Here is a 15537-nt window from a genome sequence, read left to right as displayed (position 1 = left end):
AAACGGATGATCTTTTACGACTGCGCCACCGCTCCGAACCCGCGCCGCGCGCGTATGTTCATTGCCGAAAAAGGCTTGGAGATCGAAACTCGGCAAATCTCGATCGCGGAGGGAGAGCAGTTGAGCGATGCTTTTCGCGCCGTTAACCCTCGGGCCACGATCCCTGTGCTGGTGACTGATGAAGGCACGGTTCTGACCGAGAACCTTGGGATTGCTGCCTATCTCGAGGCGCAGAGCCCGGAACCCCCGTTGATGGGCAAGACGCCGGATGAAAAGGGCCGTGTTCTGATGTGGAACGCAATCGCCGAGCAGCAAGGCGGCATGCCGATTGCTGAGGCCCTACGCAACGGTCACCCAGCCTTCAAGGACCGCCCCATTCCGGGACCTGAGAACTATCCGCAGATCCCCGAGCTTGCGCAACGGGGTCGCGACAGGGTGGGGGCGTTCTTCGCTTTGCTCGAAGACCATTTGCAGGACAGCCCGTTTATGGCGGGCGAGGACTTTACCCTCGCCGATATAACCGGGTTCGTCTTTGTCGATTTCGCCCGCGTGATCAAAATGCGTATCCCGGAAGCAAATACCGCGACTCAAGCCTGGTTCGACAGGATTAAATCCCGGCCCAGCGCCAGCCTCTAAAACGCGCCTGATTTGGCCGGCTTCAGCTTGCGCTCGACACTGTACAGAAATGTCTAGACAGAAGTGAACAGTGCCTCTAGCGTTTCACCCGAGTCGTGCAGCGGAGGGCAGGATGAAATCTCAGTATCGCGTTGTGGTCATCGGGGGCGGTGTCGTTGGGGCCTCGGTCCTGTATCATCTGGCCAAGTTCGGCTGGTCGGACGTCGTCATGTTGGAGCGGCGGAGGCTGGCCTCGGGGTCATCCTGGCACGCAGCAGGTGGTATTCACGCGCTGAACGCAGACCCGAATATGGCGTCCTTGCAGGCCTACACCATCGACTTGCTGAGCGAGATCGAAAAGGAATCCGGCCAGAATATCGGCCTGCACATGACCGGTGGCTTGACGCTGGCTGGCACCCCGGAACGCTGGGAATGGCTGCAGGCAAACTACCGCATCTTCCAATCCATCGGCATCGATGATTGCGAACTTCTGTCCCCGGAAGAGGCACAGAGACGTTGTCCGATCATGTCCACCGATGGCGTTTTGGGCGCGATGTGGGCGGATCGCGAAGGCTATATCGACACAACCGGCACTGTGCAGGCCTACGCGACGGCGGCAAAAAAGCGTGGCGCGGAATATTATGAGGAAACCAAGGTCGAAAGCCTGATGCAGACCGCAGATGGTTGGCAGGTCGTGACCGACAAGGGTACGATCACTTGCGAGCATGTGGTGAACGCGGCGGGCCTTTGGGCCAAGCAGGTGGGGCGTATGGCCGGAGTGGAACTGCCGGTCTCTCCGCTAAAACACCATTACCTGATCACCGACACGGTCCCCGAAGTTGCCGAGGCCGAATTTGAGATGCCGATGACTGTCGACCTCGAAGGCTTCACTTACATGCGGCAGGATCAGAAGGGCGTTCTGGTCGGGATCTACGAGGTCGACCATGAACACTGGGCCATGGATGGGGCGCCCTGGAACTATGGTGAGGAACTGTTTCAGGAACAGCTCGACCGCATCGAGAACGAGCTGACGCTGGGCTTTGAGCGCTACCCCTCGATCCAGAATGTCGGCATCAAGACATGGGTCAATGGCGCCTTTACCTTCTCACCCGACGGCAATCCTCTGGTGGGTCCGGTTCCGGGCAAACGCGGCTACTGGTCGGCCTGCGCCGTGATGGCCGGGTTCCTGCAGGGCGGCGGCGTTGGCAAAACTCTGGCCGAGTGGATGATCCATGGCGAGCCCGAGGCCGACGCGTGGCCGATGGACGTCGCCCGCTATGGCGATTTCGCGCAGAACAAACGCTACATTCGCGAAACGACCGGTCAGTTCTACTCGCGCCGTTTCGTGATGACTTACCCGAATGAGCAATTGCCCGCCGGTCGTCCGCTGAAGATGGCCCCGGCGCATGATGCGATGACTGAGGCCGGGTGCAAATGGGGCGTCAGCTGGGATCTGGAGGTGCCGCTCTATTTCGCGCCGAAAGGGTTCGAGGAAACGCCGACGCTCAAGCGGTCGAACGCCCATGACATCGTGGCGGAGGAATGTAAGACGCTCCGCGAAGGTGTTGGCCTGTTGGACATCTCGGGTTTCTCCCGGTTCGAGGTGGCGGGTCCGAATGCGCAGGCCTGGCTGGACAAGGTCATGGCCTCGAAACTGCCGGGACCGGGGCGCGCCAAGCTGGCGCCGATGCTGGGTGAGACGGGGCGGCTCAAAGGGGACTTGACCGTGCTGAACTGGGGTGACGGAACATGGTGGATCATGGGCAGTTACTACCTTCGTGCGTGGCACATGCGCTGGTTCGACGATCACATGATGGAGGGTGTGACTGTCCGTGATCTGGGCGAGGAGTATTGCGGCTTTGCCGTGGTCGGCCCGAAATCGCAGGCCGTGATCGAGAAGCTGGCGGAACAGGATATCTCGGACCTGAGATTCATGGGTTGTGGAGATTTCGATATCGGTCTGGTCCGCGCCCGCGTCGCCCGCATGTCGGTGACCGGTGAAAAGGGGTATGAGATCAACTGCCGTTACGGCGATCACATCAAACTGCGCCGGATGCTGTTGGACGCCGGGGCTGACGAAGGCATCCGCGAATGCGGGTTCAACGCCATGCTCTCAACCCGGTTGGAGAAGAGTTTCGGCATTTGGTCCGCTGAATTCACCCAAGCCTACACGCCGGGCATGACCGGAATGGATCGTTGGATCGACTGGGACAAGGATTTCGTCGGGAAAGACGCCGCCTTGGCCGAACGTGACGGCAATGGCCCGGCGCAGCTTCAGGTGACGCTTGAGGTCGATGCCGTGGATGCCGACGCCAGCGGGTATGAGCCGATCTGGTCCAATGGCGAACGCGTCGGCTTTGTCACCTCGGGCGGCTACGGCCACTACACGGGCAAGTCTCTGGCGATGGCACTGATCAATCGTGACAAGGCCGAGCCGGGGACGGAACTGACCGTGCATGTGGTTGGTGTGGAACGGCCTGCGCGCGTGGTTCCGCCCTCTCCCTACGATCCGCAGGGCAAGGCGATGAGGGGCTGATGGTTATCTCGCAGACATCCGAGCGTGGTCGGCGACGGCGCGGGCGGGGTGCAGATGCCGCCCCACCGCCTTCGCGCGATGTGAACTACCGCCAGCTGCGCAACCCGTTCCCGCAGATGGAGGTTTTCCCCAAAGATCAGATCGCGGACATGCACGAAACGGCGCTGCGTGTGTTGCAGGAACTTGGGGTGAAAGTCCTGCTGCCCGAAGCCCGCCGCATCTTTGCCAAGGCAGGTGCGCGTGTGGATGAGGACACTCAAATGGTCTTTATCGGGCGTGATTTGGTTGAGGCCGCCGTGGCCTCGGCCCCCAAATCCATCGCGTGTCATGCCGGGGCGCGGGACCGCGATTTTACGCTGGAACTGGGTTCGCTTGTATTTCAACCGGGTGCAGGTGCGCCGAACGCAACCGATCTGGAACGGGGCAGGCGACCGGCGTCGGGTCAGGACTACATCGAGTTTCTGAAGCTGACGCATCACTTCAATGTCTTCCAGATGATTTCGCCTCAGGTCGAGCCACAGGATGTGCCGACCCATCTGCGCCACTATTTCACAACGCAGGCGCAGATGGAGTTGACGGACAAGTTCCCCTTCTTCTTCTCGCGCGGCACCCCTCAGGTGTTGGACAGCTTTGAGATGCTTTCTATCGCACGAGGGCTTTCAGATGATGAATTCCGAGGTGACGCGCATTGCTATACGATCATCAACACCAACAGTCCGCGAACACTGGATATCCCGATGGCGCAAGGGCTGATCGATTTTGCGCGCCATGGTCAGATGTCGATCGTCACGCCATTCACCCTGATGGGGGCGATGGCCCCGATCACGGTCGCGGGGGCCATCACGCTTTCCCATGCCGAGGCTCTGGCGGCCGTGACCCTGACGCAATTGACGAACCCGGGCGCGCCGGTCTGCTATGGAACCTTCACCAGCAATGTCGATATGAAATCCGGCGCTCCGGCCTTTGGGACGCCCTCGCATTTCCAGGCGTCTTTGGCTGCGGGCCAACTGGCACGGTTCCTGGGCCTGCCATGGCGGTCGGCGGCCGGGTCGGCCTCGAACATCAACGATGTACAGGCCGCGAATGAGAACCAGTTTGGCCTTTGGGGCTGTTTGATGGCCGGGGCTACGGTGATCATCCACTCGGCAGGCTGGCTCGAAGGCGGGCTGAGCGTGTCGTTTGAGAAAATGATCTGCGACGCCGAAGTGTTAAACATGGTAGCTGAACTGTGTGCCGGTGCGCAGGCCGGACAGGCTGAAATCGGCTTTGACACCGCGCTGAGTGAGGTTGACCCCAGCGGGCATTTCTTTGCCTCGTCCCAGACAATGGAGCGCTACAATACCGAATTCTACCAGCCGCATGTCCATGACTACGCCAATTTCGGCACCTGGGCCGAGCGTGGATCTGTCGACGCCAATCAACGTGCAACGGGTGTTTGGAAAGGCATCCTGAATGATTTCAAACCGCCCGTAGGTGATAGTGATCGTCTGGGCGCCTTGCACGATTTCATCGCTAAGCGAACTGCCGAAGGCGGCGCGCCGCCGGAGAGTTGAATGAGCACCAAACCGATCTTGCACCGCGATGACCCCAAGGCCGAGCCTCTGGTCGGCAATATCAAAGTCACGCGAGATGACTGGCTGAATGTGGCGATGGACGTGCTGATCTCGGACGGGGTGGATCAGATTAAGGTCATGAACCTGGCCGAGCGCATGGCCGTGTCCCGCTCGTCTTTCTATTGGTACTTCAAATCGCGGCAGGAACTTCTTGATGCTTTGCTGGCGCGGTGGCAGGCGACCAATACGGCGGCGTTGATCGCGCAGTCCGAGGCCCCAGCCGAAACAATTACCAGTGCGGTCTGCAACGTGCAGCGATGCGTCGTGAACACGGATCTGTTCGACACGGCGCTTGATTTTGCCATCCGGGACTGGGCCCGCAAATCGGGCAAGGTGCGCAATGCGCTGGATCAGTCCGACGCGCGGCGCCTCAAGGCGCTGCACGCGATGTTTGCGCGTTTTGGCTATTCGGACATTGAAGCCGAAACCCGGGCGCGCGTCCTTTACTACATGCAAATCGGGTATGATCTGGCGCAGCTAAACGAGCCGATGGAAACGCGGCTTTCGTTGGTGCCCCACTACCTGCATGCTTTCACAGGGGTTCAGCCTCGGGCCGAGGAAATTGAAGAATTTCGCGCTTATTCCAAGCGCTATTGGGAAGGAAAGACAGAATGAGCCAACCAGATGCAATCATAATCGGGACAGGCGTCATTGGCGCGGCCATCGCGTTCGAGATGTCCAAGGCCGGATGGAAAACCCTTTCTCTGGACCGCAATACGCAGGTCGGCCATGGCTCGACCGCGGGGTCCTGCGCGATCATCCGCATGCACTATTCAACGTTCGATGGCACGGCTTTCGCGTGGGAGGGCTACCATTATTGGCGCGATTGGGCCGCGTATCTGGGCCTGCCCGCAGATGCCAATCTGGCGCAGTTCCGCGAGACCGGTTGCCTGGTGATGAAAACAGACGCCAATGGGATGCTGGAAAAGCATATGCAAAACAGCGCGGATCTGGACTGCCCCTTCGAGGAATGGTCGCCTGAGACTGTCACGGAACGCCTACCGGTCTATTCTTTGGAAAGCTTCGCCCCTGCGCGCCGAATGGACGACCCGGAGTTCGGACAACCGAATGGGCGCAAGATGCAGGGCGGTGTGTTCTGGCCTCAGGCAGGCTATGTCACAGACCCGGCGCTTTCGGCGCAGAACCTGATGGATGCGGCAATCCAGAACGGGGCTGAGCTGCGCACCGGGGCCGAGGTTGTTGAGATCCTCATTGAGGACGGGCGCGTGGCGGGTGTCAAACTGGCTACGGGCGAAGAAATTCGTGCCAAGGTCGTGGTAAACGTGGCCGGGCCGGGATCGGCCATTGTCAACGGCATGGCTGGCGTTCTGGACGACATGACCATCGAAACCCGTCCTCTGCGGCAGGAAGTGGTCCATGTTCCCGCGCCTGAGGGGTTCGATTTCGAAAACAACGGTACCATCGTTTCGGATAGTGACATCGCCTGCTACTGCCGCCCTGAGCATGGGAATCATATACTCGTGGGGTCCGAGGATCCCGAATGCGATCCGCATCAATGGTGCGAGGATGACAAGACATATAACCGCGATTTCACAGACCAGTGGACGACGCAGGCGATGCGCTATGCGCAGCGGGTGCCAAGCCTTGGTATTCCGTCCAAAACGCGGGGTGTGGTTGACCTCTATGATGCGTCGACTGACTGGATTCCGATCTACGATAAATCCAGCCTGCCGGGATTCTACATGGCCTGCGGCACCAGCGGGAACCAATACAAGAACGCGCCGATTGCGGGCAAGATGATGACTGCTCTGATCGACTATTGCGAGGGCGGTGCAGACCACGATGCCGAACCGCTGCAGTTCGAACTGCCTTACATCAAACGCGTGATTGATGTGGGATTCTATTCGCGCAACCGCCCGATCAACGAAGAAAGCAGTTTTTCGGTCCTGGGGTAGTCAGCCCGACAATTGGCCCTAACATCACGTAAATTCGAAAAGGAGCGGATATGTGATGCCTCAGACGCCAAACAAAGTCCTGATCCTTGGCAGTGCGCCGTCAGCGGTAGCCGCCCGGGATTGGGACCGGACACCGTTCACGCATATCGTGGCCATCAACAACGCATGGCGCATTCGTCCGGATTGGGACATCCTGATCCACCCTGAGGATTTTCCGCCGGAAAACCGACCCACAGCCCTAACAAAAGACCAAAGGATCGTGACAGCCGAAGACTATGTGCCTCGGCAAAACGCTTATGGTGGTTTTGTCTATGCGGGCGGTACCATGGCGTTTACCGCTGGTTATTGGGCGCTGTCTGCCCTCGCTCCGTCCGTGATTGCCTATTTCGGCTGCGATATGGTCTATCCCGGATCGGGTAAGACGCACTTTTATGGCAACGGAACCGCTGATCCGCTGCGTGCCGACATATCATTGCGGTCGCTTGAGGCGAAATCGGCCAGATTGGGCGTGTTTGCCGCCGCGCAGGGCTGTCGCATGGTGCGTTTGTCGGAGAGTGAAAGCAGGCTGGTCTATCCATCGCTTCGCGCGTCACGGATCGAAGACGCACCGATGCCGTCGACCGTTGGCGCGCAGGACGCGTTAGAGGCCGAAGCGCGCCTCGGCTACTATGTGCCATCCGGGCGGTATTGGGAGTCTGAGCAACAGTTTGATCCGGACGAGTTGGATGCAGTCGACCGCCTTTGGGTGTCCGCCTACCAGATCGCGCAAATGGACCGCGTTGCCTAAGGGTTTAGACGGCGAAAGTGATCCAGGCCCAAACCATCGCAATATAGGTCAGGCTGTGCATCAGCTGGTCCAGACCAGTTGCCCGCCAGAATGCGGCCTGATTGGGCTGTAGCTTTTTCTTGTCGGAATAGCTGGCCTTGGCAAAATCTATGTTGAAATGGATGATCCATTCCAGGGCCGAGATGATCAGGATAAAGCTGATCGGCGCGCCAAACAGCAAAAAAATAAGGGCCGAGCCCACAACATGCACCCCTGCATGTTGCGCGCGTCCCAAATGAAAATACTCGCCACGCCCGGTCAGCATCTTGGGCGTCTGTAGATAGAAGTCCGCGAACATATGTTTGATCTGCAACAAGCAGAGCAACAGCAACACGGCACCATAGCTTTCGGGCAAACGTATCCTCCCGATATCGTCCTAAAGGGAACTCTAGGCGCTAAAATGCGAGTAGGCAAATGAACTAGTTCACACATGCGCAAAGATTGGCACTTTGTCGGAAACTATTTGCCTAGCAAAGCAAGATTACTGTAAATTCAGACTGTTAATTTTCCGTGCATCGTTTCGAAACCGGATCATTGATCAAAAGCAGGGACAGGTTCCATAGAACGCACGATTTTCCGCTTCATCTGGAAATACTCCAAGCGCGACCAGTTGATCCTGCTGGCCGTGACCTCGACGTTGTTTCCGCTGCTTTACCTGACGCTTGAGCTGCCCAAACGCATTATTAATGACGCGATCGGTGCCTCGAGCAGCGTGGTTCAGATTTGGGGCTATAGCCTGCAGCAGACGAATTTTCTGATCATTCTGTGCTTTGCGTTTTTGGCGGCGGTGCTGGCCCACGGCCTGATGAAAATGCGCATCAACACAATGAAAGGTGTCCTGAGCGAGCGTATGTTGCGCCGGTTTCGCTATCAGTTGATCAGCCGCGCCCTGCGTTTTCCCCAACCCTATTTCGAGCGGGTCAGCCAGGGTGAGATGGTCTCGATGATCACCGCTGAAAGCGAGCCGATGGGCGGGTTGATGGGGGATGCGATCAGCCAGCCAGTTCTGCAGGCGGGGCAGATGATCACCATCCTGTCGTTTCTGTTTCTGCAAAGCGTCTGGTTCGGCCTTGCGGCAGTGGCGCTGATCCCCGTGCAGGCCTGGCTGATTCCCAAGCTGCAGCGCCAGATCAACCTTCTCAACAAAAAGCGCATCCAGGAGGTGCGTATCCTTGCCGCCCAGATCGGCGAGAACGCGGCTGGGGCCTCGACCCTGCGCGCAAATGGGGGCTGGCGGTATCGCAGGGCCATGATCTCGGATCAATTGGGGCGGCTCTTCGGGATCCGGTTCGAGATCTACCAGAAGAAGTTCTTTATGAAGTTCATAAACAACTTCATCTCACAGCTGACACCGTTCATGTTTTATCTGGTGGGCGGCCTGCTGGTCCTCCAAGGCTCGGTCTCGCTGGGCGCGCTGGTGGCGGCGTTGGCTGCGTATAAAGATCTCAGCTCTCCGTGGAAGGAACTGCTGACCTACTACAACCAGACGCAGGATATGTCGTTGCGTTGGGATGTGGTGATCGAACGGTTTGCGCCGGCTGGAATGCAGGATGAGGCGCTGTTTGAGGGTGAGCCAAAGACCCGCCCGCATCTTGATGGCGACATCGCTCTGGATCGGGTGTCGGTGCGCGATATGGACGGAAACCAGATCCTGGACGATCTTAACCTGACCTTCCCGCATGGAAAGACAATCGGCATCGCCGCGCCTAGCGAAGAAGACCGCCGCGCCATTGCCGAGCTGCTGACCCGTGAAATCCTGCCGAGCGCTGGGCGTGTCCGCATTGGCGAGCAGAATCTGGCCGAACTGCATCAGGGCGTCGTCGCCGCGCGGATCGGCTATGCGTCATCACGGCCGGTGATGTTTCAGGGAACGCTGGGCGATAATGTGATGATGCCGATGCGCTACAAGCCCCTGTCGGAGGGGGGCGACGATCCCGGATTTGCCGAAACCTTGCGGGCGGGCAACAGCGCCGACCCCTTCAAGGCCGAATGGCTGGACCCGTCTCTCGCTGGGCTGGAATCGGCGGATGCCCTGCGAGATTGGTGGCTGCAACTGATTGATGGAATGGGTTCAGGCGCGGCCTTGTTCCAGCGCGGGGCCGAGCAGGTTTTCGACGCTGCACTGCATCCGGAACTTGCGCAGAAACTGGTCAAGCTGCGACCGTTGGTGCAGCAGGCGGTGAAGAAGGCAGGGCTTGAGCAGCAGGCGCTGATCTTCGACAAGTCCACCTATAACACGGCCTTGCCCGTGGCCGAGAACCTGTTGTTTGCCACGCCCCGCGTACCAGTTACGCAAGCTCTGTTGGCACAACAGAGGGTTTTTCTGGGTCAGTTACGCGAACTGGGGTTGGACGAGACTCTGATCGCCCTGACCCGTGATGTGATCGACATGTTGCGCCAGATCTTCGGTCTGGACGGAACAGATCACCCGCTGTTCCGCAAGTTGGGACTTGAGGCGCAGACCTATGAAACAGCCGTCGAACTGGTCGAGCGCACCCGAAAGGAAGGCGCTGAGGGGTTGGACGACGAACAACTGGCCACCTTGCTGGCAGTGCCTCTGGTCGTCTCGGCCGAACAGATTGGCCCGGCCTTTTCGGATGAGTTGAAGGATCGCATTCTGGAACTGCGCCACAGCCACTCGGAAAAACTGATGCGGCCGTTGATGGACGTGTTCGTGCCGCTGGACCCGGAGGCCATCGCGCCAGGTCTGACCGTGATGGAGAACGCGCTGTTTGGCAAGGTCAGCGAGATCGGTGGCGCGCGCTCGGACGAGGTGCGCAAGCTGATTGTTGATGTTCTGGCCGAACACGGCGCGCGTCCGTTGGTGGTTGAGCTGATCTATGATGTGCCGGTCGCGCTGGGCGGCCAGAACCTGCCCGCAGTCTTTGCCGAACCCCTGGCGTTCACCCGTGCGACGATCAAGAAACCCGACATCCTGATCCTAGAAAACGCGCTGGCCAGCTATGACATGCAGACGCAGGTCGCGGTCTACAAAAACCTGCGCGCGCTGCTGCCCGAGACCACTGTCATCTATCTGAACGACCAATTCCAAAACCCGGATGTCTTCGACATGTATGTCGAGATCCGGCAAGGTCGGGTTGTCACGGACGAAGGACCGGGGGATGTGGAAGAGGATAGTGCCGCCTCGGCCGACTTGGCCCGCAAGCTGCGCGCCCTAGAGCAGACGCCGCTGTTTTCGGGCCTTGATCGGCGACAGTTGCGCCTGCTGGCCTTTGGTGCGCGGTGGTTTGATGCCTCTGCCGGGCAGGTGATCTTCCTCAAAGATGACCAACCCACGGATGGTGCATACGTCGTCCTCGAAGGCGAAGCGGGGTTGTATCTGCCTAAAACGGGCACGCCGGATGAGCTGATCCTACGCGTCGGCCCCGGGGCATTGGTAGGAGAGCTGGGCCTGATCCGTAAGGAGCCCCGCGCGTTGAGCATGGTGGCCGAAACCGATCTTTCCTGCTTGCGCATCGGGGAAGAGGAATTCCTGGCCGTGGTCGAAAACGACGCGGCGACGGCGTTCAAGTTGCTGCAGGTGGTTGCGGGATATGTCTCGAACTAGGGCCGTTTCGAGTTAACCCCGGAACGCTCCTCTGTCAGTCTTTCGGCTTGCAGAACAGTTGATAGAGCAGTTCGATCACTTGTTTTGTGTTGCCATCCTCAAGAGAATAAAACACCGTTTTCCCCGCGCGTCGGGTCGAGACCAAACCGTCCTCACGCAGACGGGCCAGCATCTGGCTGACGGCGGCTTGCCGAATTTGCAAAAGCGCCTCCAGCTCTCCCACCGACTTCTCGCCGTCTCCGAGGTGACACAGGATCATCAGGCGGCCCTCATGCGCCAGCGTTTTCAGAAACGCGGCGGCACGGGCTGCGTTGTCTTTCATTTCCGCCAATCCGTCCGATGCCGGGGCTTGAGTGGTGCTGTCTTTCAGTGTCACCGGTCAACCGTTCTTCAACTAAGTCTTCTGACACTATGCCCTAAGAAACGTTATAATGTCACCCCTCAGATACGGGAGCCCCACCCTGAAAGGCGTTACCATTGGCATAGTCGCACGGTTCTTCCTGCATCTGAAGGTGAAGCCCGTCGCCTTTGTAAGGATGCGCGCGAGCCAGATTTTCGTCCACTTCAATCCCAAGTCCGGCGGTGGTTGGAGGGGGCACGAACCCGTGCTCAACCCGGATTGAGCCCTTGATCAACTGGTCATGGAATGGCGTTTCAATGGTTTCCAGTAGCAACAGGTTCGGGATAGAGGCCGCCAGATGGATATTCGCAGCCCACTCAACCGGCCCGGCATAAAGATGCGGGGCCATTTGCGCGTTGAACACTTCGGCCATCGCAGCGACTTTCTTCATTTCCCAAATACCGCCTGCACGCCCCAAAGCCGGTTGCAAAATCTCCGCCGCGCCTGCGCGCAGAACCGCGCCAAATTCGGCTTTGGTGGTCATGCGTTCTCCGGTCGCGACAGGTATGCGGACGTTGCGGGCGACGCGGGCCATGTCCTCGATATTGTCGGGCGGAGTGGGTTCTTCGAACCAAAGCGGAGAGTATGGTTCCAGCGCCTGACCCAAGCGGATAGCGCCTGCGGTGTTGAACTGGCCATGGGTGCCAAACAGCAAATCAGCCTTGTCGCCCACCGCCTCGCGGATCGCTTTGCAAAACGCAACGGACATTGAGATATCGGACATCGCAGGCATGTGTCCGCCCCGCATCGTATAGGGCCCGGCGGGGTCGAACTTGACGGCGGTATAGCCGCGACGGACCGCATCCGCCGCGGCCTCAGCTGCCTGTTCGGGCGATGTCCAGAAGTCGGTCAGGTTGTGCAGGGGCAGGGGGTAGAGGTAGGTATAGGCGCGAATACGGTCATTCATCTTGCCGCCCAACAGCGCATAGACCGGTCGGTCGCGGTCTTTGCCCAGAATGTCCCAGCATGCGATCTCGAGCCCCGAAAAGGCCCCCATCACGGTCAGGTCCGGGCGCTGTGTAAAGCCCGAGGAATAGGCGCGGCGGAACATCAACTCGATGTTTTCCGGATTCTCGCCCTGCATGTGGCGGTCGAACACATCCCGGATCACGTGGCGTATAGCGTCGGGTCCGATGGACGAGGCATAGCACTCGCCCCAGCCGGTGATGCCGGTATCCGTGGTCAGCTTGACCAAAATCCAATAGCGCCCGCCCCAACCGGGGGCTGGCGGGGCCGTGACGATAATATCGAGGTCTTGCAGTTTCATCCTAGCCCTCTCGTGCTTGGTCAAAGGCAATGAGTTCGCGATCAATCTCGGCCACCACCTCGGCGCTGCCGAAGAACGCCAAGTCAGGGGCGTCGACATCGTCCATAAAGGCCTGAATTTCGATCAGCGCTGGTTTGCCGTCGAAACTGCCCTCGATCTGCCAGCGGCTGCTTTGGTCCACGGGCAAATCCGACAGGTTCTCCGCGATCTGGGTGACCAGAGCTTCGGGCAGCCCAAACCGGGGATTGTTGGCGAGGCCGGTCAGGAAAGGCGGTACCTCTGCCAGATCGAAATTCATCGACGTCTCTGAGGTGGACGGCGCAGGTTTCGCCGCCTCGGGTTTGAAGAGATCGGTCAGGAAACGCAGCATCGGCCTACCTGTCAAACAGGATCACATTGCGCTTGGCGGATCCGGTTTTGGTATCGGCAATCGCCTCGTTGATCTGATCCAGAGACCAGCGGCCCGAGACCAGTTCATCCAGCTTCAGCCGCCCCTGCTCATAGAGGTCGATCATCCAGGGGATGTCTCGCTGGATAACCACGTCGCCCATCTTTGACCCCACCAGACCCTGACCAAGCGCGGCGAGGATCACCGGCTCATAGCTGGCTTCGTCCCCGGAATGGGGCATGCCGATCATCACGGCTTTGCCGCCCAAACCCAGATAGCGTGGGGCCTGATCATAGGCGGGGATCGCGCCGACAGTGATCAAAACTGCATCCGCGCCGCGCCCGCCCAATGCTTTGTAGGCTGCTTTCCAAGGTTCTTTCAGACTGGCGAGGACGCCGTGGGTGGCACCGAACTCTTTGGCGATTTCAATCTTCTCTTCGGTCATGTCGACCGCAACGATACGGCGCGCGCCAGCGATCCGAGCGCCTTGGATTGCGTTAAGGCCTACTCCGCCTGCGCCGATCACCACCACGTCTTGCCCGGGGCGCAAACCTGCGGCGTTCACAGCTGCGCCGACCCCGGTGATCACACCACAGGACAACAGGCTGGCGAGGTCTTTGGGCAGGGTTTCTGGGATCCGAACGATCTGCCGGTGGCTGACGACGACTTTCTCGGCGAAGGCCCCGCAGGCCATCGCCTGTTCCAAAGGTCCGCCGTCACCTGTGCGCAAAGGCCCTTTGACCGTGTCATAGGGGGTTTCGCAGATCGTAGGTTTGCCGCCTGCACATGAAGGGCAGGAGCCGCAGGCCCGGATCAGCGTCACGACCACCGGGTCGCCCAGTTTGAAATCCCCTGCAGCCTCTCCAACTGCGCTGACTACCCCGGCGGCCTCATGTCCGTAGACAGCGGGCAGGAACCCGCCCCATGCACCATCGGCATATGAGATGTCCGAATGGCAGATGGCCACCGCGTCCAGTGTAACCTCGACTTCGCCGGTGCCAGGGGCGGCCAGTTGGACCTCTTCTATCGTCAGAGGTTCCCCGAACGCCCGGCATACGGCGGCTTTGATGGTTTGCATATCGTCCCTCGCTTCGTTTGGTTTACGGTGGCGCGGGAATTGGCATCTCGCAAGACGGAAACCGTCACGGGTATGTCGGTATTACGCCACGGCAGGTCGGGCGCGCAGAAACAGCAAGAACCCCGCGGCCATAAGAACCAGTGCTAGGAGGAATGGTGCTCCGGGCAGGTAGAGCGATGTTTCAGGCCGGATGAACCACGCAAACACGCTGGTCATCAACAGGGGCGAGATCACCATGGACAAGGCGTGCAGAGACGTCAGGACGCCCTGAAGTTCACCCTGTTGCGAGTCTGGCGTCGCGCGCGAGGTCAATGCCTGCAGCGCGGGCGTGATCACCGCGCCCAAGGCGGTGATCGGGATCAGCATCAGGGCGATAGTGCCATTGGTCAGGAAGGCTAGCAAAGCGAAGCTGATGACCTCAAAACCCATGCCGCAAATAATGGTCATGCGCTCCCCAAGATGACGGGTCGCGGGTCTGATCAAACCGCCCTGAACGGCGGCCATGCCAATGCCATAGACGCCGAGAGACAGCCCGATCATCTGCGGCGACCACCCGAAACGCTCGGTCGTGAAATAGGACCAGATCGCGGGGTAGACGTAGATGGACACCGAATAGAGGAAATAGACCCACAATAGGGGGCGAATTCCGGGCAGGGCGGCGATGGCCTTTAGCGCGTTGACAGGGTTGGCGCGTCGCAAGCTGAAGGCGCGGCGGGTTTTGTCTGTGACCGTTTCGGGCATGACCATCAGCCCGAGGCCGAACGAGAGAGCGGACAGTGCCGCAGCCGCCCAGAACGGCGCGCGCGTTCCGTATTCGGCAAGCAGGCCGCCCATCACGGGGCCCAGAACAAATCCCATGCCAAAAGCCGCGCCGAGCAGGCCAAAATTGGCGGCTTTGTCTTCGGGTTTCGAGACATCTGCCATAAACGCGGCCGCTGTCGCGTGGGTTGCGGCTGTGATCCCGCCCACAAGACGACCGATCAAAAGCAACCAGATGCTGCCCGCGATGGCCATGACCACATAATCCAAAGCCATCACAAACAACGAAACCAGCAGGACGCGCCGACGGCCATAGGCGTCTGACAGGTTGCCCAGAATAGGCCCGAACACGAATTGCATGGCGGCAAAGGCAGTGCTGAGGACGCCTCCCCAAAGGGCGGCGTCGGCAAGCGTTCCGCCCTGCACCTCGACGATCAGTTGCGGCATGATCGGCATGACTAGACCGATACCCATCGCGTCAATCATGACGGTCAGAAGAACAAAGACAAATGGCAGACGCATGGAACCCGGCTATATGACCCATCGCTCACACTAGAGGGGCCAGCGGGAT

The 15537-nt window shown here is 59.4% G+C and carries 13 protein-coding genes; 7 read left to right on the top strand and 6 right to left on the bottom strand.

The genetic code is table 11. The annotated features are described in order from the left end of the window. Positions 1 to 6 precede the first annotated feature (6 nt). The 6 genes from ACR0B5_RS09785 to ACR0B5_RS09760 all read left to right on the top strand — a co-directional run bounded on the left by ACR0B5_RS09785 (position 7) and on the right by ACR0B5_RS09760 (position 7467). Positions 7 to 636 carry a glutathione S-transferase family protein gene (locus tag ACR0B5_RS09785; protein ID WP_480540170.1) on the top strand — a complete coding sequence of 210 codons (630 nt, stop codon included), beginning with the start codon at positions 7 to 9 and terminating at the stop codon, positions 634 to 636. A 112-nt stretch (positions 637 to 748) separates the two neighbouring features. Beyond that, entirely contained in the window at positions 749 to 3151 is a 2403-nt protein-coding gene (locus tag ACR0B5_RS09780; protein WP_480540169.1) for a GcvT family protein, read from the top strand. Beyond that, positions 3151 to 4704 carry a trimethylamine methyltransferase family protein gene (locus ACR0B5_RS09775; RefSeq protein WP_480540168.1) on the top strand — a complete coding sequence of 518 codons (1554 nt, stop codon included), beginning with the start codon at positions 3151 to 3153 and terminating at the stop codon, positions 4702 to 4704. Before ACR0B5_RS09780 ends, ACR0B5_RS09775 begins: the two co-directional genes overlap by 1 nt. Beyond that, on the top strand, positions 4705 to 5379 hold the full coding sequence (locus ACR0B5_RS09770) for a TetR/AcrR family transcriptional regulator (RefSeq protein WP_480540167.1): 675 nt from the start codon (positions 4705 to 4707) through the stop codon (positions 5377 to 5379). Further along, positions 5376 to 6680, top strand: coding sequence for an NAD(P)/FAD-dependent oxidoreductase (locus ACR0B5_RS09765; protein ID WP_480540166.1), 1305 nt, complete (start codon positions 5376 to 5378; stop codon positions 6678 to 6680). Before ACR0B5_RS09770 ends, ACR0B5_RS09765 begins: the two co-directional genes overlap by 4 nt. A gap of 55 nt (positions 6681 to 6735) precedes the next feature. Then, positions 6736 to 7467, top strand: a complete 732-nt coding sequence (locus tag ACR0B5_RS09760) for a hypothetical protein (RefSeq protein WP_480540165.1) — start codon at positions 6736 to 6738, stop codon at positions 7465 to 7467. A gap of 4 nt (positions 7468 to 7471) precedes the next feature. On the opposite strand, the gene ACR0B5_RS09755 is transcribed toward ACR0B5_RS09760, so the two are convergent. Beyond that, the gene (locus ACR0B5_RS09755) at positions 7472 to 7861 is read right to left on the bottom strand and encodes a DUF3307 domain-containing protein (protein ID WP_170472196.1); all 390 of its coding nucleotides are present in this window, start codon (positions 7859 to 7861) and stop codon (positions 7472 to 7474) included. Between the two features lie 216 nt (positions 7862 to 8077). Here ACR0B5_RS09755 and ACR0B5_RS09750 point away from each other — a divergent pair, with 216 nt between their 5' ends. Beyond that, positions 8078 to 11074, top strand: coding sequence for an ABC transporter transmembrane domain-containing protein (locus tag ACR0B5_RS09750; protein WP_480540222.1), 2997 nt, complete (start codon positions 8078 to 8080; stop codon positions 11072 to 11074). A 34-nt stretch (positions 11075 to 11108) separates the two neighbouring features. On the opposite strand, the gene ACR0B5_RS09745 is transcribed toward ACR0B5_RS09750, so the two are convergent. From ACR0B5_RS09745 to ACR0B5_RS09725, 5 genes are all read right to left on the bottom strand, one after another. Further along, a complete protein-coding gene (locus ACR0B5_RS09745) occupies positions 11109 to 11396 on the bottom strand; it encodes an ArsR/SmtB family transcription factor (protein WP_170555798.1) in 288 nt (95 codons plus the stop codon). A 112-nt stretch (positions 11397 to 11508) separates the two neighbouring features. Next, positions 11509 to 12741: a mandelate racemase/muconate lactonizing enzyme family protein gene (locus ACR0B5_RS09740; protein WP_480540164.1), complete on the bottom strand. Its 1233-nt coding sequence runs from the start codon at positions 12739 to 12741 to the stop codon at positions 11509 to 11511. Position 12742: 1 nt separating this feature from the next. After that, positions 12743 to 13111 (bottom strand): hypothetical protein, encoded by a 369-nt coding sequence (locus ACR0B5_RS09735; protein WP_480540163.1) that lies wholly within the window; start codon positions 13109 to 13111, stop codon positions 12743 to 12745. 4 nt (positions 13112 to 13115) lie between these two features. Further along, positions 13116 to 14207 (bottom strand): Zn-dependent alcohol dehydrogenase, encoded by a 1092-nt coding sequence (locus tag ACR0B5_RS09730; RefSeq protein WP_425083952.1) that lies wholly within the window; start codon positions 14205 to 14207, stop codon positions 13116 to 13118. Positions 14208 to 14288: 81 nt separating this feature from the next. Beyond that, complete coding sequence (locus ACR0B5_RS09725) at positions 14289 to 15488, bottom strand: TCR/Tet family MFS transporter (RefSeq protein ID WP_480540162.1); 1200 nt, start codon at positions 15486 to 15488, stop codon at positions 14289 to 14291. Positions 15489 to 15537 lie beyond the last annotated feature (49 nt).

This window comes from Ruegeria sp. AG1 (assembly GCF_056541705.1).
This window is presented reverse-complemented; position numbering and strand designations above follow the sequence as displayed.

Bases quoted from the DNA above. Each gene is read 5' to 3' on its own strand.
- ACR0B5_RS09740 (WP_480540164.1), bottom strand. From the start codon at position 12,741: ATGAAACTGCAAGACCTCGATATTATCGTCACGGCCCCGCCAGCCCCC.
- ACR0B5_RS09765 (WP_480540166.1), top strand. From the start codon at position 5,376: ATGAGCCAACCAGATGCAATCATAATCGGGACAGGCGTCATTGGCGCG.
- ACR0B5_RS09785 (WP_480540170.1), top strand. From the start codon at position 7: ATGATCTTTTACGACTGCGCCACCGCTCCGAACCCGCGCCGCGCGCGT.
- ACR0B5_RS09760 (WP_480540165.1), top strand. From the start codon at position 6,736: ATGCCTCAGACGCCAAACAAAGTCCTGATCCTTGGCAGTGCGCCGTCA.
- ACR0B5_RS09745 (WP_170555798.1), bottom strand. From the start codon at position 11,396: ATGAAAGACAACGCAGCCCGTGCCGCCGCGTTTCTGAAAACGCTGGCG.
- ACR0B5_RS09735 (WP_480540163.1), bottom strand. From the start codon at position 13,111: ATGCTGCGTTTCCTGACCGATCTCTTCAAACCCGAGGCGGCGAAACCT.
- ACR0B5_RS09725 (WP_480540162.1), bottom strand. From the start codon at position 15,488: ATGCGTCTGCCATTTGTCTTTGTTCTTCTGACCGTCATGATTGACGCG.
- ACR0B5_RS09730 (WP_425083952.1), bottom strand. From the start codon at position 14,207: ATGCAAACCATCAAAGCCGCCGTATGCCGGGCGTTCGGGGAACCTCTG.
- ACR0B5_RS09770 (WP_480540167.1), top strand. From the start codon at position 4,705: ATGAGCACCAAACCGATCTTGCACCGCGATGACCCCAAGGCCGAGCCT.
- ACR0B5_RS09775 (WP_480540168.1), top strand. From the start codon at position 3,151: ATGGTTATCTCGCAGACATCCGAGCGTGGTCGGCGACGGCGCGGGCGG.
- ACR0B5_RS09780 (WP_480540169.1), top strand. From the start codon at position 749: ATGAAATCTCAGTATCGCGTTGTGGTCATCGGGGGCGGTGTCGTTGGG.